21 protein-coding genes, 2 tRNA genes and 1 pseudogene are annotated in these 15,234 nt (G+C 64.3%); 16 read left to right on the top strand and 8 right to left on the bottom strand.

Annotation, left to right across the window (positions count from 1 at the left end):
• Position 1: 1 nt before the first annotated feature.
• The 8 genes and pseudogenes from QVN30_RS07755 to QVN30_RS07725 all read left to right on the top strand — a co-directional run bounded on the left by QVN30_RS07755 (position 2) and on the right by QVN30_RS07725 (position 4,769).
• The gene (locus QVN30_RS07755) at positions 2-913 is read left to right on the top strand and encodes a DUF6273 domain-containing protein (RefSeq protein WP_289836003.1); all 912 of its coding nucleotides are present in this window, start codon (positions 2-4) and stop codon (positions 911-913) included.
• Between the two features lie 71 nt (positions 914-984).
• Positions 985-1,410: a hypothetical protein gene (locus QVN30_RS07750; RefSeq protein ID WP_289820873.1), complete on the top strand. Its 426-nt coding sequence runs from the start codon at positions 985-987 to the stop codon at positions 1,408-1,410.
• Between the two features lie 34 nt (positions 1,411-1,444).
• Positions 1,445-1,558 (top strand): annotated as a pseudogene (locus QVN30_RS11500) (DUF6273 domain-containing protein); the annotation flags it as partial.
• A 222-nt stretch (positions 1,559-1,780) separates the two neighbouring features.
• Positions 1,781-2,890: an RNA-directed DNA polymerase gene (locus QVN30_RS07745; RefSeq protein ID WP_289820872.1), complete on the top strand. Its 1,110-nt coding sequence runs from the start codon at positions 1,781-1,783 to the stop codon at positions 2,888-2,890.
• Positions 2,891-2,951: 61 nt separating this feature from the next.
• On the top strand, positions 2,952-3,398 hold the full coding sequence (locus QVN30_RS07740; RefSeq protein ID WP_289820871.1) for a carbohydrate-binding protein: 447 nt from the start codon (positions 2,952-2,954) through the stop codon (positions 3,396-3,398).
• Between the two features lie 11 nt (positions 3,399-3,409).
• Entirely contained in the window at positions 3,410-3,754 is a 345-nt protein-coding gene (locus QVN30_RS07735; RefSeq protein WP_289820870.1) for a hypothetical protein, read from the top strand.
• 6 nt (positions 3,755-3,760) lie between these two features.
• Positions 3,761-3,997, top strand: coding sequence for a phage holin (locus QVN30_RS07730; RefSeq protein WP_289820869.1), 237 nt, complete (start codon positions 3,761-3,763; stop codon positions 3,995-3,997).
• The gene (locus QVN30_RS07725; protein WP_289820868.1) at positions 3,990-4,769 is read left to right on the top strand and encodes an endolysin-like domain-containing protein; all 780 of its coding nucleotides are present in this window, start codon (positions 3,990-3,992) and stop codon (positions 4,767-4,769) included. The genes QVN30_RS07730 and QVN30_RS07725 overlap by 8 nt, the downstream gene beginning before the upstream one ends.
• 82 nt (positions 4,770-4,851) lie before the next feature.
• Here the strand turns inward: QVN30_RS07725 and QVN30_RS07720 are convergent, their stop codons facing one another.
• The 6 genes from QVN30_RS07720 to QVN30_RS07695 form a co-directional block, all read right to left on the bottom strand.
• Positions 4,852-5,034 (bottom strand): hypothetical protein, encoded by a 183-nt coding sequence (locus tag QVN30_RS07720; protein WP_289820867.1) that lies wholly within the window; start codon positions 5,032-5,034, stop codon positions 4,852-4,854.
• Between the two features lie 599 nt (positions 5,035-5,633).
• Complete coding sequence (locus QVN30_RS07715) at positions 5,634-5,912, bottom strand: GNAT family N-acetyltransferase (protein WP_289836001.1); 279 nt, start codon at positions 5,910-5,912, stop codon at positions 5,634-5,636.
• A 6-nt stretch (positions 5,913-5,918) separates the two neighbouring features.
• Entirely contained in the window at positions 5,919-6,116 is a 198-nt protein-coding gene (locus tag QVN30_RS07710; RefSeq protein WP_289836000.1) for a hypothetical protein, read from the bottom strand.
• A gap of 315 nt (positions 6,117-6,431) precedes the next feature.
• Positions 6,432-7,040 (bottom strand): sugar O-acetyltransferase, encoded by a 609-nt coding sequence (locus tag QVN30_RS07705; RefSeq protein WP_289835999.1) that lies wholly within the window; start codon positions 7,038-7,040, stop codon positions 6,432-6,434.
• Entirely contained in the window at positions 7,037-8,071 is a 1,035-nt protein-coding gene (locus QVN30_RS07700) for an ROK family protein (protein WP_289835997.1), read from the bottom strand. Before QVN30_RS07700 ends, QVN30_RS07705 begins: the two co-directional genes overlap by 4 nt.
• Positions 8,072-8,280: 209 nt before the next feature.
• Entirely contained in the window at positions 8,281-9,474 is a 1,194-nt protein-coding gene (locus QVN30_RS07695; RefSeq protein ID WP_289835996.1) for a helix-turn-helix domain-containing protein, read from the bottom strand.
• Positions 9,475-9,787: 313 nt separating this feature from the next.
• On the opposite strand from QVN30_RS07695, the gene QVN30_RS07690 reads away from it, so the two are divergent.
• The 3 genes from QVN30_RS07690 to QVN30_RS07680 are packed head-to-tail and all read left to right on the top strand — an operon-like array spanning position 9,788 to position 11,076.
• The gene (locus QVN30_RS07690) at positions 9,788-10,087 is read left to right on the top strand and encodes a PadR family transcriptional regulator (RefSeq protein WP_066834550.1); all 300 of its coding nucleotides are present in this window, start codon (positions 9,788-9,790) and stop codon (positions 10,085-10,087) included.
• Positions 10,084-10,779, top strand: a complete 696-nt coding sequence (locus tag QVN30_RS07685) for a DUF1700 domain-containing protein (RefSeq protein ID WP_289835995.1) — start codon at positions 10,084-10,086, stop codon at positions 10,777-10,779. The genes QVN30_RS07690 and QVN30_RS07685 overlap by 4 nt, the downstream gene beginning before the upstream one ends.
• A 12-nt stretch (positions 10,780-10,791) precedes the next feature.
• Entirely contained in the window at positions 10,792-11,076 is a 285-nt protein-coding gene (locus QVN30_RS07680) for a hypothetical protein (protein ID WP_289835994.1), read from the top strand.
• 370 nt (positions 11,077-11,446) lie between these two features.
• Here the strand turns inward: QVN30_RS07680 and QVN30_RS07675 are convergent, their stop codons facing one another.
• Complete coding sequence (locus QVN30_RS07675; protein WP_289835993.1) at positions 11,447-12,013, bottom strand: hypothetical protein; 567 nt, start codon at positions 12,011-12,013, stop codon at positions 11,447-11,449.
• 158 nt (positions 12,014-12,171) lie between these two features.
• On the opposite strand from QVN30_RS07675, the gene QVN30_RS07670 reads away from it, so the two are divergent.
• Positions 12,172-12,624 (top strand): zinc ribbon domain-containing protein, encoded by a 453-nt coding sequence (locus QVN30_RS07670; protein ID WP_087200552.1) that lies wholly within the window; start codon positions 12,172-12,174, stop codon positions 12,622-12,624.
• Positions 12,625-12,722: 98 nt separating this feature from the next.
• Here the strand turns inward: QVN30_RS07670 and QVN30_RS07665 are convergent, their stop codons facing one another.
• A complete protein-coding gene (locus QVN30_RS07665; RefSeq protein ID WP_289835992.1) occupies positions 12,723-13,451 on the bottom strand; it encodes a hypothetical protein in 729 nt (242 codons plus the stop codon).
• A 214-nt stretch (positions 13,452-13,665) separates the two neighbouring features.
• Here QVN30_RS07665 and QVN30_RS07660 point away from each other — a divergent pair, with 214 nt between their 5' ends.
• The 4 genes from QVN30_RS07660 to QVN30_RS07645 all read left to right on the top strand — a co-directional run bounded on the left by QVN30_RS07660 (position 13,666) and on the right by QVN30_RS07645 (position 15,122).
• The gene (locus QVN30_RS07660; RefSeq protein WP_066834612.1) at positions 13,666-13,875 is read left to right on the top strand and encodes a hypothetical protein; all 210 of its coding nucleotides are present in this window, start codon (positions 13,666-13,668) and stop codon (positions 13,873-13,875) included.
• Between the two features lie 165 nt (positions 13,876-14,040).
• Positions 14,041-14,820: an ADP-ribosylglycohydrolase family protein gene (locus QVN30_RS07655; RefSeq protein WP_289835991.1), complete on the top strand. Its 780-nt coding sequence runs from the start codon at positions 14,041-14,043 to the stop codon at positions 14,818-14,820.
• A 106-nt stretch (positions 14,821-14,926) separates the two neighbouring features.
• Positions 14,927-15,002, top strand: a tRNA-Gly gene (locus tag QVN30_RS07650).
• Positions 15,003-15,048: 46 nt separating this feature from the next.
• A tRNA-Cys gene (locus QVN30_RS07645) sits at positions 15,049-15,122 on the top strand.
• Positions 15,123-15,234: the final 112 nt, after the last annotated feature.

Raw genomic sequence — 15,234 nt, 5'->3', positions numbered from 1 at the left:
GATGGCAGAATACAATCTCAACCAGTTCGCGGACGACGAGGGCAATATCTACAACTTCTCCGACCCGACCGCCCGCGCGACCTCCGAGCGCGCGGACGGCGTTTCCGAGCGCAACCGCCAGCTCCTCATCGGGTCATACGGCGGCCGCGCCATCTCCGAGGTCTTCGCCAGCGAGATCGGCTCGACGAACATCTACACGTGGCTCAAGCAGAGAGCGTCCGCCGGCAACTTCGCCGGCATGATGATCGGCGACTACGTCGACGTGGCGGTGTCCCAGGGGACGAACGTCCCCGCGCAGACCTTGCGCTACCAGATCGCCCACTTCGACCCTTACTACCAGTGCGGAGACCAGCCCAAGGGCCACCATATCGCCTTCGTGCCCATGGCTCCCGCGACCGTGCAGGGCCCCAAGGCGGTCAACAGCTCCTACCTCCCGTGGCGAGCATCCGGCAACAACAACGGCTCGGCCGAGGAGAAGCACCCCTACCTGCTCTCCACGCTCCACGACTGGGAGATCAACGACTTCCTCCCGGCGCTGCCGACGGAGCTGCGCAACGCGATCATGAACCAGCGCGTCCTGCTCGAGGAGCGCTACTCGGGAGAAGAGACGCTCACCGAGTCAAGCGGCTACAGTTGGGCCGACCTCGGCAAGATCTGGTCACCGTCCGAGATGGAGGTCTACGGCTGCCCCGTGTGGGGCACGAAGGGCTACAGCGTGGGCTTCGACTGCAAGTTCGCCCTGTTCACCGATACCGCCGCGCGCATCAACTCGAACCGTGTCACTCGCTGGCTCCGGTCCGTCGCTGGCGGGTCGTCGACGTCCGCGTGCTACGTCGGCGGCGACGGCAGCGCGGGCTCGACCTCCGTCACGCGCGACTGGATCCGGCCGTGGCCCTGCTTCCTCATAGGGTGAGCGTAGCTCGCCCGTACCCGGCACGCATGCGGCGCACGCCTTGCGCGTGCGCCCATATCGAGGGGATCTAGATGAGCGGCGTCTACATGCGAAACCGGCACCTGAGCAGCTACGAGTTCTTCAACACCGCCGTCGCCCTGCGCACGGCGGTCACGCGCCTGGCCACGTCGTCCGCAGTGCCGAAGAGCCACCGCTTCGTCCTGTCGGTGCCCATGGCCGAGACCGCGAGGAGCCTCGTATACAACCTCGTGAAGTCCGACGCCTTCTATCCGAACACCGAGCACGGCGTGCAGATGAGGAAGCACTTCATGACGCTCGCCATGGCCGATTGCGACCAGCTCGACCAGGACGTCCAGCTCATCCTAGCGCTCGGCCTGCCCGTGCGGCCGACCCAATTCGAGCCGATCTGCGAGATGATCGCGACAGAGATCGCGCTCATCAAGGGCGCCCGGGACAGAGTGAAGCTCATCGGGAGCCGGCAGGGGGTAAAATGTTGAGCATACGTCGGCCTCTGGTACTCACCGTGTCAATCGCTGGCTCCGGTCCGTCGCTGGCGGGTCGTCGACGTCCGCGTGCTACGTCAACAACAACGGCAACGCGAACTCGAACTCCGTCACGAACGACTGGATCCGGCCGTGGCCCTGATTCCTCATCGATCTATCCGCCAGACCGGGGCGGCCCCGTCCGCCCCGCCGAGCACCAGAGGAAGGAGAGGCCGACGGTCGGGCGAAAGCCCGTGAATATGCGCCCCGCGGCGACCGCCGACCGCTTCTTGCATGGCCCGGGGCCTCGGCACCCGCCCGGGTTTCATGGCCGGTCGCCAAGCGGATGCAGGATGCCGCGGACGATCCGCGCGGGGCGCCCTCTATGACGAGCGACGACCGGTACGCAGCAAGACGCGCGAGACGGGACGCGAAGAGGGCTCGGAACCGCTCCCGTAGGATCGAGGGGTGCACGCTCGAGGCAGTCGCCGATCTCGACAACCTGTACGAGGCCGCTCGCGGCGCGGCGGGCGGGGTCCGCTGGAAGTCGACCGTGCAGCGCTATATGGCGCGCGTCATGAGAAACACCACGAAAGCGCGCAGCGACCTCCTCGAGGGGCGCGACATCCGGCGCGGCTTCGTGACGTTCGACATACGCGAGCGCGGGAAGCTCCGGCACATATCGTCGGTCCATTTCAGCGAGCGCGTGGTCCAGAAGAGCCTGAGCAGGCACGTGCTGGCGCCCGCGATATGGCCGACCCTCGCCGAGGGGTGCTCGGCGAACATCAAGGGCAAGGGGACCGACTACGCGATCGCGCGCCTCAAGGCCCAGCTCGTCCGGCACTATCGGAGGCACGGGGCCGAGGGATACGTCCTGCAGGTCGATTTCTCCGACTACTTCGGCAACATCGACCACGGCGCCGCCAAGCGGCTCGTGGATCGCGCTGTTGACGACGCGAAGGTCCTGCGCCTGATCTACGACCAGATAGACTCGAGCGGGGAGATCGGACTCGGTCTCGGCAGCGAGCCGAACCAGATCCTCGCCGCAGCGCTCCCGTCGCCCATAGACCACCTCGGGCTCAGGATGCCCGGCATCCTCGCGAGCGGCCGCTACATGGACGACAGCTATTTCGTCGCGCTCGACAAGGATACGCTCTGGTGCCTTCTCGCCCTCATCGAGATCGAGTGCGCGAAGCTCGGCATCGTGATAAACGGGAAGAAGACGAAGGTCGTGAAGCTCTCGAGGGGCTTCACGTTCCTGAAGAAGCGCTTTTTCTTCGGCCGGAACGGCAAGGTTGTCGTGAGGCCGTGCCGGGAGTCGATCTCGCGGCAGCGGAGGAAGCTCAAGAGGCAGGCCGCGCTCGTGAAGGCCGGCGTGATGACCAGCGAGCAGGCGGTCCAGTCCTACCAGTCGTGGCGCGGCATGGTGATGCACCTGGACGCGCACGAGACCATGCTCAGAATGGACGACCTGTTCCGCGGGCTCTTCAGCTAGCAATTAACAAATATAAACCAAATGGCCCCACAAGGGCCCATTTTCTTGAAGGGAGACCGTAATGGCATTCACTGAGGAAGAGGAGCAGGCCCTGCGCGGGATCATCGCGATCTACAAGTCGCAGGCCCCGTCGCTCTCCGCCGACGTGGCGCTGACCGCGGCGGCGCTCTACCCGGAGTGGTCGGGCGAGAGCGTCACCTACACGGAGGGAGAGCGCGTGCGCCACGACGGCGTGCTCTACTCGTGCTCGCAGGCCCATACGTCTCAAGACGACTCGGCGCCGGGCGCGGCGCCGAGCCTCTGGTCGAAGGCGCTCGCCGCAGGCGGCTCCGACACGCCCGAGGAGGAGGTCCCCGAGTGGGAACAGCCGGGTCCGGAGAACGGATACGCCCTCGGCGCCCGCGTGAGGCATGACGGCAAGGTCTGGGAGTCGACCTACGACGGCAAGAACGTCTGGGAGCCCGGTGTCGTGGGAACCGAGGCGCTCTGGAAGGAAGTCGTCGAGTAGGGAGGCCGGGATTGGAATGGCTCACCGCGGTCGGCTGGGTGGCGGCGCCGCTCGCCACGGCAGCGATCGGATGGCTGGCGGGGAGCCTCAAGGCTTCCCGCGAGAGGGAGCGTGCCCACGACGCGAAGCGCGACGCCGAGCACGGCTGGCTCATGGCAGGCATGCGAGAGGTCATGAGGGCGCAGCTCTACGAGATGCACACCCGCTACGTGGTCGAGGGACAGCCGATGCCTTACGACGAGAAGGAGCGGGAGGACAGCGTCTACCGCGTCTACCACGCGCTCGGAGGAAACGGAACAGGTACACATATCCATGAAGAACTGATCGCCGCCTTCGTGGGTGGCAGGGAGGAGTAGGCAGGAATGGACTACACGAAAGACAGGATCGTCGCCATCGTCCGCCTGGCGGTCATGCTTGTGTCCGCGGTGGCGGGCGGCGTCGGCCTCACGGTCGACTCCGATGCGCTCGCGACGGTCGCGCTCTGCGCCATCGCGCTCATCACGGCGGTCTATTCGTGGTGGAAGAACGCGAACCTCACCGAGGCGGCGGCGAGGGCTCAGGAGTACCTCGAAGAGATCAAGGCGGGCCGCAATGCTTAGCTATCCCGAGGCGGCCGCCGAGCTCATGGAGCACCTGTGCAACCACGACGCCCACGGCTACAGCCAGCCGAACCGCGCGGGCGTGGGCACCGGCGCCGCAGCCGGCGAGTACGTGACGCTCTCCGACGGCACGGTCGTCGGCATCGCGCTCGGAGACCGAGACTGCTCGAGCGCCGCCATCGAGTGCTACGCGGCGCTCGGCGTGGACTGCGGCGGAGCCTGGTACACCGGCGACATGGTCGCCGACATGGTCTCGACAGGCAATTTCGAGAAGCTGCCGCGCTCGGAGTGGCGAGACTCCCTGCGAGGCGACCTGCTCGTCAAGCAGGGTGTGCACGTAGCCATGGCGCTCGGGTTCGGCAAGCTCGGCGAGGCGGCTCTCAGCGAGACCGGCGGCATCCACGGGCAGGTCGGCGACCAGACCAGCCGCGAGGTGCGCATCACCGCCATGTACGACGACGGATGGGACTGCGTGCTGCGGTACTGCGGTCCGGATAGGGAGGACGAAATGACCGACAAAGACATCGAGAAGATCGCCGCGGCGGTCTGGAACTTTGAACAGAACGGTGTGCTCATGCGCGACCGTGTGCAGGGTACCGACGAGGCGGCCAACAAGGCGCGCGAGCAGCTCATGCGAACCGACGATCCGAGTGGGCGCGAGGTACATATGAACCTGTTCACTCATTTCAAATGGGTCGCAGGCGCCATCCAGACCGGGCTCGACTACCTCAAGGCCATCGCCAAGAAGGTCGGCGCGGAGATCGAAGAGTAGCGGCCGATTTATACTCAAAAAATGGGCACCCTGCTAGGGCGCCCATTTTTCTGTGCCCGTCTAGTGGATTCTGGCAAGGCGCTCACCTGCGGGTTTTCATGTCAGCGCGAACTAGTTCCTTCAGGTATTCGGTGACGTTCTCCTGCGACTTGATCCAGTCGTAGAGCTCGTCATCGTCCCCCGGTGCAGGGTAGAAGCGGATGACGACCTGCTTCGTCTTCTTCCGATAGGCGCTCTCGGCCCTCTTCTGAGCTTCGCTTCTCATATATATGTGAGCGATGGTACAATCGCCCCGAGGGCGGGGCGCGAGCTTTCGCCCGCGACCCGCTTTCGGCTATCGAGTCCTGGTCTCGGTGCTCTTGCGCCTCCACACGCTTATCCGCACCGTCCAGGACCCGACCCGAACCTCGAGGCTTATCCTTTCCATCGCAACCTCCTCTCGGTAGATCTTGAAGGACCCCTTGCCCTTCGATGGTTTCATTATAGGGTATACCCTATATAATCGCAATAAGCTTTTTGCATATTTTTGCCTGCGGCGTGCATTGCCCGTCGAATGCTAAGCCTCGCTAACGGTGAGCGCTTTCCAGAGGTTTTTAGCGTTTACCAATTCAGTGAATCTATAAACATGCAGGTAGATTACGGTGCATATCGCCATGGTTTTTGCTGACACGGAAGAGGTCACAAGTTCAAATCTTGTAACGCCCACCACGAAATTGCAGCTCGGGAGCCGAAAGGCTCCCGAGCTTTTTTCTTACGCCATCAAATCGAGAGGGATAGAAGGCCGACGAATCGGCCGATGTCTTCCTCTCTATTGCGGCGGATTTATTTGGATGGAAGGCACCCGTCGCCCCTGGAACGGTCCGTCTATGTGCCGGGCGATATCGAAGAACGCATCGTGCGCGTCGCGGTTCGGAATCCATGGCGTTCATAGAACACAAGAGCGTCATCGTTGCCTTCGGAGACCGTGAGCTCGATTTTGCGAATGCCGCGCTGCGCGAATTCGCGACGCGCCCATTCCATGAGCTGCGAGCCGACGCCTTGCCCTCGCGCTTCGGGAAGCACGACAAGATCGTCGATGCTGCCGATGCCGTCATCGAGGCCGAGCTTGATGAACCCGACGGGTCGATCGTCGAGCTCGGCCACGGCGGCTCATCCGTGCCCTGATGCGAGCTCATCGCAACAGGCCTCGGTCCAATCGTCGACCGTGTGCTCGGTGTAGCGTGCCGCGTACGCATCCGAGACCTTGCGCTGATGGTTCGCCAGCTCCTGCAGGAACAGGCGAACAAGCTCTCGCTCGTCTTCGGAAACGCGGCGAATCGCCAGCATGTTCTTGCTGTCTGCATCCATAGCGGGCTCATCCGTTCCGTGCGACCTTCAGTATGGAACATGATAGCAAGCTCGGGACAGTCGACTTGGATGGCATCCAGGAGATCGGCGGAGCCCATAAGAAAGCTCAGGCAGCTCGCTTTGTGTCATCGGTTCTCTGTAGATCGCGTGCTGGGGCATCGCCGGGAACGTGGCGGAGTGAATCTATCGACGTTTTCCTCAGGGGCGCGCCGTTGGAAACACGCTCCCCGCGTCGGCCACGAAGATCATCTCCCCGTGCCGGATGCTCGCCACGATGGCGGCGAGCCGTTCGTTCAGGATTCGACGATGCATGGGCTACTCTTCTCCCCGTCCGCATGCGGGACGGTCGTTCTCGGTGATCTCGCGCAGCACGCGACAGGGGTTTCCTGCGGCCACGACGCCGGCCGGCACGTCGCGCGTGACCACGCTGCCCGCGCCGATCACCGCCCCGCGGCCCACGGTCACGCCCGGCAGGACCGTGACGTCTCCTCCGATCCACACATCGTCCTCGATGGTGATGGGGAGCGCCCGCTCGAGGCCGGCGTTGCGCTCCTCCACCGTGAGCGGGTGCTGCGCCGTGTATGCGCCGAAGTTCGGCCCGATGAAGACGTGCTCGCCTATGCGAATGGGGGCGCCGTCCATGAGGAAGGCGCCGTGGTTGATGAAGCTCCCGGCCCCGATGCTCACGTTGTAGCCATAGTCGACATACAGCGGCCCCAGGATCTCGACGCTTTCGCCCATCTGCCCGAGAAGCGCGCGCAGGATCTTCTCGCGGCCCTCGCGATCGCTCGGAAGCGTCTGGTTGAGCAGGAAGCAGGCGTCGTCCGCGCGCGAGCGCTCCTCGCCGAGCTCCGCATCGTTGTTCGCGTCGTACCAGAGCCCGCGATCGCGGCGCTGGGCCTCCGTCATGGTCTCGTTTGTCATATTCGGCTCCCTTCTTCCGGCGCCAAGCGCCCGATCGACAAGGGGTCCGAAATGCGCACATCCAGGGCGCGCGCCAGAAGACCCCCCAGATAGCAGTTCTCGAGGTCATCTCGGCGCTCGAGGTGCGGGACGAACTCTTTGGGAATCCACTTCTCCAACATGTCCCGCACCTGCTCGAGCGCGGCATCCTCATCGAGAAGCCCGCCCGTGCACAGGATGATGTCCGGGTTGAGCGCCGTCACCACGGCCGCAAGCGCGTGCGCGACAAGCTCCGGGCACGGCTTCGAGAAGTCCTCGGGATCGGGCGCCGTGAGGGCGCCGCGCGTTCCCGCGGGTATGAAGCCCACCATTCCCGCGAACTGGCCGGCCCCCGTCACGACCGCGCCGTTTGCGATCGTCGCCGTTCCGGGGCGCACGCCCACGGGGAAGTTGGCAAGGGTCACGGTCTTCTTCGCGTCTCCGAGTTCGCGAAAGAAGCCGTATACCTTGAGGTGCATGTCGTTGGCGGCGAGCGCGGGTACACCGAGCTCCCTCTCGAGGTCGGCCACGATGTCCGTGCCGTTGAGCTCCGGGAGGTCGCAGTGGCTGACGACGCCTTCGGCCACGATCCCCGGAATCCCGACGGACGCCTGCGCCGACTCCGGATGTGATCGCCTCCAGTCGCCGAGAAGCCTCACGAGGGTGGCGCCGTCAAGCTCGGGCAGGCGCGTCTCGTCCCTGTTGAGGACGCGCCCGGTCACGGAAAGCACGGTCCTTACGAGCACGCGCGCTCCGCGATCGATGTCGACATGGGCGGCGAGAACGGGGGAGAAGGCCTCGTTTGCGCGATAGAGCTGCGCGGTCCTGCCCGCGCCCCCGTGACGCGCGCCCGCCGCAAGGATCTCGCCCGTGCGGTTCATATCGTTGAGGGTGGCGTTCACGGTGGCGATCGAGAGCCCTGTCAGGTCGGAGAGCTCCCGTTTGGTATGGGCCCCGCCCTTCCAGAGGGTGCGTCGAAGCGCGCTGATGCTCGGCTCCAGCAAGGGTTTCACCAGCTTCCCCAGGTCGGCATAGTTATTACAGCTATTATTATAATGACTGTAATAATAGGGTCAAGACATGGCATGGGTCATTTGGGGACGGGTTCGTTCCAACCCACCGGCTGCTACGCAAGCCACAGATGGGTTGGAACGAACCCGTCCCCAAGCAACCCATTCGGTTCCGTCCTGTCGGCAGAAATCTCGGGTGCTTCGTCCGGGCGCTATCTTATGCGGCCGTCCGCCTCCTTGCCCATCAGCCGCCGTGCGGCTGCGACGACCTCCCGATAGCGCGGGTCGTCTCCCGCGAACTGCCTCCATTCGGGCGATTCGACCGTTGCGACAAGGGCCTGCCCCATCAGCGTCGCGGTCTCGTCAGCTTGGCGCGCCTTGTGTTCGGCCCATGCTTCGCCGGAGCGGGCGGGGTCGAGCTTGTCGACCAGGCGATCGTAGAGCGGGGATTCCGAGAGAGCGGGGGAGGGGACAGAAGCGGTCTTGGCGGCATCGACCGCGCGGCCCAGCGCCCCGACGGCGTCGCTCTGCTTGCCTGCTCGACGAAGCGCCTCGGCTTCCTCGAGCGCCATGCTGATGGGGTGCCAAGGGTTCACCGAGCCCATGTCCAGGGCGTCGAAGACCGTCTCGGCTGCCTTGCCGGCAGCGCGCGCGAACGCGGCGTCGCCCCGTATGCCCACCTCCTGCATGAGCGAGGAGAGCACGAAGCTCGCGGCGCGAAGCCGCTCTGCCTGCAGGAGGTCGAGGGCGTCATTGGTGCGATCGGTCTTGCGGTAGGACGAGACGAGCAGCATCACCGCGGTGCTTGCGTCCTGCCGCTTGGCGAGCGGCTCCAGCAGCGACACGGCCTCCTCATAGCGCCCTGCTTGGAAGAGCGTCGTCGCCTTCTGCTGCTGCGCAAGAAAGAGCACGGACGGGTCCGTCGCGACCTCGAGCGCCCGGTCGGCCAGGGCGAGCGCCTCTTCGGCGAGCGCTGCGGTGTCGGACGCGCCGTTCTGCTCGTCCGCCGGATTGAACGGCGTCGCCATGCCGTCGGCCCATACCGTGAGGAGCGATGCGAACATGAGCAGCAGGTTCGCATCCGAATAGTGTTCCGTCGCGAGCGCCCGCAGGCGTTCTCGGGCTGCTGGAAGGTCCTTCTCTCCCAGCGCGTAGACCTCGGCGTAGAGCGCGGCGGACTCCTCCTCGGTGAGCTCGTCGCGCCAGTCGAAGAGTTCGTCCAACGTGATCGAAAACAACGCGGCGATGCGCGGCAGCAGGCTCACGTCGGGCAGGTTTTGCCCGAGCTCCCATTTCGAGACGGCGGCCTTCGAGACTCCCAGGTGCGCGGCGAGCGCCTCCTGCGTGATGCCCATGCGGCGGCGCTCGCGCAGGATCGTGCGGCAGATATTGACGGATACGCTCATGATTTCTCCCTTGATATGACGGATAGGTGGCTGCCGGCTGCCATCTTCAGTATGAGGTCGCGCACGGGTTGAATCAAAGGAGCGCTGGTTGACGTTTCTTGCGAGAGGTCAACCAGCACTCGACAACATGCCCCGCCGGCTCAGAGGAGCACCGGTCGATTCATCCTGCACCACGGTGGCACGCGGGCGAAAGCAATCGATCAACGGGCTCCCTAGAAAACCGCACAAATGCCCGTTGACACCAGATACCTTGCGCCATATAGTATGTGACATACAGTATACGACGAAGGGAGGTGTGCGGATGGAGGCGCAGATGAAACGCGGCTTTCTGGAGGCGTGCGTGCTCGCGGCGGTCTCCGGAGAGGAATCGTACGGCTACCGGATCGTCAAGGACGTCCCGGCATCCATGGGGCTCACGGAGTCCACGCTCTACCCGCTGCTTAAGCGTCTTGAGAAGGCGGGGTGCATCACCGTCCGCTCCGCCGAGCATAACGGGCGGCTGCGCAAGTACTACCGCATCACGGAGGCTGGCAGAACCCGCATCGACGAGTTCTTGGCCGAATGGCCGTCCGTGCAGGAAATCTACCGCTACGTGGAGGGGGCGCGATCATGACAAGGGACGAGTTCGTTGAGAGGCTGGGCGAGCTGCTCGCCTGTCTGCCGGCAGATCAGGTGGAGGAGTCGAAGGAGTTCTATGCCGAGGCCATCGCCGACCGCATGGAAGACGGCATGAGCGAGGAGGAAGCGGTCGCCGCGGTCGGCTCCCCGCAGGCGGTTGCGGAGGCGATCCTCGATGACCTGCCCGCCGTGCCGCGTGCGATCGCAAAGACCAGGCGCAAGGGGAATGCGGTTCTGTGGGCGCTGGCGATTCTGGGGTCGCCCCTGTGGATCGTTCTCGCTCTCGGCTTCGCTGCGGTGGCCGTCATGGTCTATATCTCCATCTGGGTGCTGGCGGCGTGCGTGTGGATCATCACGGCGGGCCTGGGTGCTGTCGGTGCCGCCGCGTTTGTGCTCGCGACCACCGGTATCGCGATCGGGCACGCTCCGTTTGTCCTTGCCATGACGGGGGTCGGCTTCGCCTTCATCGGCGCGACGCTCTTGCTGGGCGCGGGCGCATGGGCCGTCACCAAGCAGATCGCTCGGCTTTCGGTCCTCTGGGTGAAAAAGGCCCTCTCTCCCTTCCGCAAGGATCGCGGACGCACCTCGGGCGGGACGGGCGGCTCCCTTTCCGCCGAGCCGCACACCGGCGGCAACGCGGCTTCCGATGGGCTCGCGCACTTCGCCGTCGCGAGTCCGCTCAACTAGAAAGGACAGGTTATGACCAGCGCAAAGAAGACATATTTAGCCGTGTCGGGCGGACTGGTGGCGCTTGGCATCGTTCTCGCGGCCCTGGGGTTCCTGGTCTCGGGTTTCGATCCGAACGTGTTCACCGCGCAGATCGATATGCGCGACGACAGCATCGTGCTCGGTGGCGTCGAGGTGGACAATCCCACGGGCATCTTCCCCCTCGAGCAGATCGCGCAGCTCGGCGAGATCGACGTCTCGGCGCCCTCCGCACCCGAGGCCCCTGCTGCGCCGTCGGCGCCGAGCGAGGGGGAGTAGCGCAGGGGCGCTTCACGTGCGCCCCTTTTGCCATCGCGGTTCATGCCGGCTGCTGATCTTGCGGTTTGCGTCCGTGGGTCGAACCGTGTGCTGCGGCGGGGCAGGGGAGGCTGCGGGCGGAAAAGTTGCTGAAAAATCGACGTTGTGGACGGCTCAAATCCGGACCCGCCCGAAACGGCACCTGCAGAGCAGGCGTTTCCGCAGGTAGCGCCTGCGCAGGAAGTGCGCATTTCGGGGCATTCGGAAACGAGTCGTCCACAACGTCGATTTTTCAGCAATTCTTGGGGCCGCAGCCTCCACTCGGCTGCCATCACGCCAAGTCGTTCGGGCCATGGGGCGGTTGCTCGAGGGCCCTCGACGTGCAGCGCGGCTAAAGCAATGCGGCGACCATCATAACGGCCGCGATGCCCGCCAAGACGAGCGGCGCCGTCCCGTCGATAAAGGCGGGTACGGGCGGCAAGCGGTAGTACAAGACGTAGCACACGAGATTGATCGCAGAAAAAACGAGCACGGCGCCGCTGAGGATCGTCGGCCAGGGTTCGGCCAGTATATCCGCCTTCGACAGGGTCGCGACGCACCAGAGCTCGAAGACGTACCATGCCACGATGAGAAGCAGCTCGGTAGTGACCGGGCGTTCGAAAAAGCATCGCGTCGACAGGGCGAGCACCGCATACGCCAGAACTGCCGCAATAACAAATTTCCATCCGGATATCGAATGCGTGCCAGCGATGCGCGCGATATCCCATCCCGCGGCCCCGACACCGCCCAGGCCCGTTGCCGCCGCGCCGACGATGCAGGCGACGCCAACGCCGCGGATCAGGTCGCTCGGACGCGCTTGAGGTCGGAAAAAGATCGCCCACCAGGTTAGATAGAGCGCGGCGCACAGCGCCAACAGCGCATGTCCCGCTATCACGCCATATACGGAGTCCATATCCATCTCCTCCGATGCTCGTCGCACCCATTGTGCGCTTCGTCTGGGTTCGAGGCGCCGGGATATCGGCGTACGACTCCCGAGATGCCGCAACAGGCTGTTGCTCGACGAGGGCGTTGCGCGCGGGGACAATGGTGGCAGGGCAACGACGAAAGGAGACCCCCATGATTATGAAAAACACGCTCGCACGCCTGCGTCGCGAGCGCGGGCTGACCCAAGAGGAGCTGGCTCGCCGGCTCTACATCACCCGCCAGGCGGTGAGCCGTTGGGAAACCGGGGCGACCGAACCCGGCATCGACATGATCAAGCTCATCGCGCGCGAGCTCGATGTCCCCATTACCGAGCTGCTGGACATGCCCGAGCACTACTGCCAGAGCTGCGGCATGATGTTCACCGCGCCCGACCAGCACGGGCACAACGCGGATGGCTCCGAGGCGGAGGATTTCTGCCGCTGGTGCTATGAGAACGGAGCCTACACCTACGAGACCACGATGGACGAGATGATCGAGGACTGCGCTCCGCGCATGGCGGAAGCGATGGGCTGGACAGTCGACGAGTCCGCCTCGCTGCTTGGCGCGGTGCTGCCCACGTTGCGCCGCTGGAAGGATGGGGAGTAGAGCGCCGCGTCGGCGCGGTGCGCTTTTACGCGAAAAGCGGAGGTTTGCAGGCAGGGCGGCGGGGCGTGCCATGCCGCCGCCCCGCCGCACGCGGCTCGCTACCAGAGTTGGGCGTGGATCTCAAACGAGGCGTGCTCGGGAACCGAATACGCGGATATCTCGAACGGGACCGAGGCGCCTTGGTCCGGTGTGTCTACAAAGGTGGACGTGCCATACACGATGGCGTTGTCCGCGTTGCGCAGGATTACTGTGACGGCGGTTTGTTCGAGAACTGTTGGGGCAGAGGAGCCCGACAAATCCACATTGAGTGTCAGCTCGCCTGTATAGGAGACCAAACCGTAGTCGCCTATCACCTCGGATGTGTTGGCGATGGAGAAGATGTCCGATTCGGGCTCGGCACAATCGCTGAAATCGGAGTCTGTGATTGCGAACTCAACGGTATCGGGAACTGTTCCGTTGCCCGCTTGGAAGCCGTAGTACACGGTTTCATTGGGCGCGATGACGAACAGCGTCTGCTCATCGGAAAATGCGATCGACCCGTTGGCCTTTTTACCGGTGATGGTGAATGACGGGAAATCGGCCTCCTTGTCGCCGTTGGGGTTTTTGATGCCGATGCCGTACATGACGAAACCCGAATCGTTGACACTCCATCCGCTCTCAACGATTTCGAGACCTTGGGGCTCTCCAGTCTGCGTCGCTTCTTGCGGTTCGGAGGCGGATGAAGAACTGTCGCCCGTGTTGTCGGTGTTTGCGCTGCAACCGGAAAACATCATCGCCGACGTGCCCGCAAGCGCAGCGATGAAGCCCCTACGAGAAATGCTGATCATAGTCTTCCCTTCCTTTAGAGTAGAGATGTACGCCAAAGCGCCCGTGACCCTATCTTCTATTGAGGAGGGGTTGATTTCATTAGCTGCGAGCTATTCGGAGCCGTGTGTCGGCGGCCTCCTGCGCGGTGGTATAGTTCGAGGTGTCATCGGGTGCCGCGGGGCCATCGCATACGTCTCGCGTGCCGATGGGGACCTACGGCCACAAGGAGGCACCATGGACGAGCACGGCATCGATCGAAGCGCGAGCGATTATTGCGAGGAGCTGCCGGCTGAGGAGCTCCAGGACGTGGCGGGCGGCGTGAGGGCGCCCATGCTCAAGTACGTGTGCGGCTCATGTGGGTACACCACGTCGTCGACCATCGACATCACGGGAAAGCGCTGCGTGAAGTGCACGGACGGCATCATGCGCCGTTATATCGTCTAATTGGGACGCATCGCGATCAAATCCAATAGCCAATAACCGGCAGCGGCCTTCACGTCGCCATCATGGGGCGCTTGCAAGCCGACGCCTCCTCGGGTGGTGCGCGGGTCTCGCCTGAGAACGCACGCAGGCCTCCCGCGAGGCGCTTTCCTGTAAAGGAGGACACCTATGGCAAGAACGCTTCGCGATTGCATATACGGCCAGGCGGTGGCCGACGCCCTGGGAGTTCCCTACGAGTTTCGGCCCCGGGGGACGTTTCTCTGCACGGGCATGGTCGGGCATGGCAGCCACAACCAGCCGGCCGGCACGTGGAGCGACGACACGTCCATGGCGCTCGCCATCTGCGACAGCTATCGCGAGCTGGGGCGCATCGACGTCGAGGACATCCGCGCCCGATTCGTCCGGTGGTACCGCCAGGGCGCGTACACCGTCGACGGCCTCTTCGATATCGGGAACGCGACGCGCGCGGCCCTCGAACGCGGGCACGGCCTTTCCGGCGAGTGGGATAACGGAAACGGCTCCCTCATGCGCACCGTCCCGCTCGCGTACACCGACGCGACGGACGACGAGGTGCGCGCCGTCTCCGCGATCACCCATGCGCATGCCGTCTCGACGGAGGCGTGCGTCGCCATGGTGAAGGTTGCGCGCGAACTCATCGGTGGCGCCGAGGTCGCGGACGTGGCGGGGGATGCTGCCGGAAGATCCGCAAATGACATCAAGTCCGGCGGTTACGTGCGCGACACCTACGATGCCGCGCTGTGGTGCCTTGCGAACACGTCGAGCTACGCCGAGTGCGTGCTCGCGGCAGTCAACCTTGGGGACGATACGGATACCACCGCTGCCGTCGCGGGCGCGCTTGCCGGCATCGTCTACGGCATGGAGGGGATTCCGGACGAGTGGCTCTCCGCGCTGCGAGGCGCGGAGGTCATCGAGGCGTGCCTGTTCTGAGGGGGTGCGCCCCCGCGCGGCTCTCCGTCCGGGCTTTCCACGAGTTGTGGAGAGAATGAGGAGGGTTGCACACGCGAGATAATTCCCGTATAGTACTTCCTCGCAAGCGGACATGGCTCAGTTGGTAGAGCACAACCTTGCCAAGGTTGGGGTCGCGGGTTCGAGCCCCGTTGTCCGCTCCATCGCATGATTCGGGCCGATTGGAAGATCGGCCCTTCTCATATAGATGGCGAAGTGGCCAAGTGGTAAGGCAGAGGCCTGCAAAGCCTTTACCCCCGGTTCGAATCCGGGCTTCGCCTCCAGACCGTCACAGGGGCCCCACGCGGGCCCCTTTTCATTACGCTGCCTTCAGCTTTTCGCCGCCCTGTCGTTCAAAGCTCGCCAAAAGGTCCCTTTCCCTTTTGGTAATCCAAC

This window comes from Collinsella ihumii (assembly GCF_030385545.1).
Lineage (GTDB): Bacteria > Actinomycetota > Coriobacteriia > Coriobacteriales > Coriobacteriaceae > Collinsella > Collinsella ihumii.
Note: the sequence above shows the minus strand (reverse complement) of the source record. Positions and strands in the feature narration are given on the sequence as shown.

What these genes read in the sequence shown, in the direction of transcription:
- QVN30_RS07670 (WP_087200552.1), top strand. Translation starts at nt 12,172, where the DNA reads ATGATTATGAAAAACACGCTCGCACGCCTGCGTCGCGAGCGCGGGCTG.
- QVN30_RS07685 (WP_289835995.1), top strand. Translation starts at nt 10,084, where the DNA reads ATGACAAGGGACGAGTTCGTTGAGAGGCTGGGCGAGCTGCTCGCCTGT.
- QVN30_RS07730 (WP_289820869.1), top strand. Translation starts at nt 3,761, where the DNA reads ATGGACTACACGAAAGACAGGATCGTCGCCATCGTCCGCCTGGCGGTC.
- QVN30_RS07725 (WP_289820868.1), top strand. Translation starts at nt 3,990, where the DNA reads ATGCTTAGCTATCCCGAGGCGGCCGCCGAGCTCATGGAGCACCTGTGC.
- QVN30_RS07675 (WP_289835993.1), bottom strand. Translation starts at nt 12,013, where the DNA reads ATGGATATGGACTCCGTATATGGCGTGATAGCGGGACATGCGCTGTTG.
- QVN30_RS07660 (WP_066834612.1), top strand. Translation starts at nt 13,666, where the DNA reads ATGGACGAGCACGGCATCGATCGAAGCGCGAGCGATTATTGCGAGGAG.
- QVN30_RS07710 (WP_289836000.1), bottom strand. Translation starts at nt 6,116, where the DNA reads ATGGATGCAGACAGCAAGAACATGCTGGCGATTCGCCGCGTTTCCGAA.
- QVN30_RS07745 (WP_289820872.1), top strand. Translation starts at nt 1,781, where the DNA reads ATGACGAGCGACGACCGGTACGCAGCAAGACGCGCGAGACGGGACGCG.
- QVN30_RS07665 (WP_289835992.1), bottom strand. Translation starts at nt 13,451, where the DNA reads ATGATCAGCATTTCTCGTAGGGGCTTCATCGCTGCGCTTGCGGGCACG.
- QVN30_RS07695 (WP_289835996.1), bottom strand. Translation starts at nt 9,474, where the DNA reads ATGAGCGTATCCGTCAATATCTGCCGCACGATCCTGCGCGAGCGCCGC.
- QVN30_RS07750 (WP_289820873.1), top strand. Translation starts at nt 985, where the DNA reads ATGAGCGGCGTCTACATGCGAAACCGGCACCTGAGCAGCTACGAGTTC.
- QVN30_RS07755 (WP_289836003.1), top strand. Translation starts at nt 2, where the DNA reads ATGGCAGAATACAATCTCAACCAGTTCGCGGACGACGAGGGCAATATC.
- QVN30_RS07690 (WP_066834550.1), top strand. Translation starts at nt 9,788, where the DNA reads ATGAAACGCGGCTTTCTGGAGGCGTGCGTGCTCGCGGCGGTCTCCGGA.
- QVN30_RS07720 (WP_289820867.1), bottom strand. Translation starts at nt 5,034, where the DNA reads ATGAGAAGCGAAGCTCAGAAGAGGGCCGAGAGCGCCTATCGGAAGAAG.
- QVN30_RS07740 (WP_289820871.1), top strand. Translation starts at nt 2,952, where the DNA reads ATGGCATTCACTGAGGAAGAGGAGCAGGCCCTGCGCGGGATCATCGCG.
- QVN30_RS07705 (WP_289835999.1), bottom strand. Translation starts at nt 7,040, where the DNA reads ATGACAAACGAGACCATGACGGAGGCCCAGCGCCGCGATCGCGGGCTC.
- QVN30_RS07680 (WP_289835994.1), top strand. Translation starts at nt 10,792, where the DNA reads ATGACCAGCGCAAAGAAGACATATTTAGCCGTGTCGGGCGGACTGGTG.
- QVN30_RS07655 (WP_289835991.1), top strand. Translation starts at nt 14,041, where the DNA reads ATGGCAAGAACGCTTCGCGATTGCATATACGGCCAGGCGGTGGCCGAC.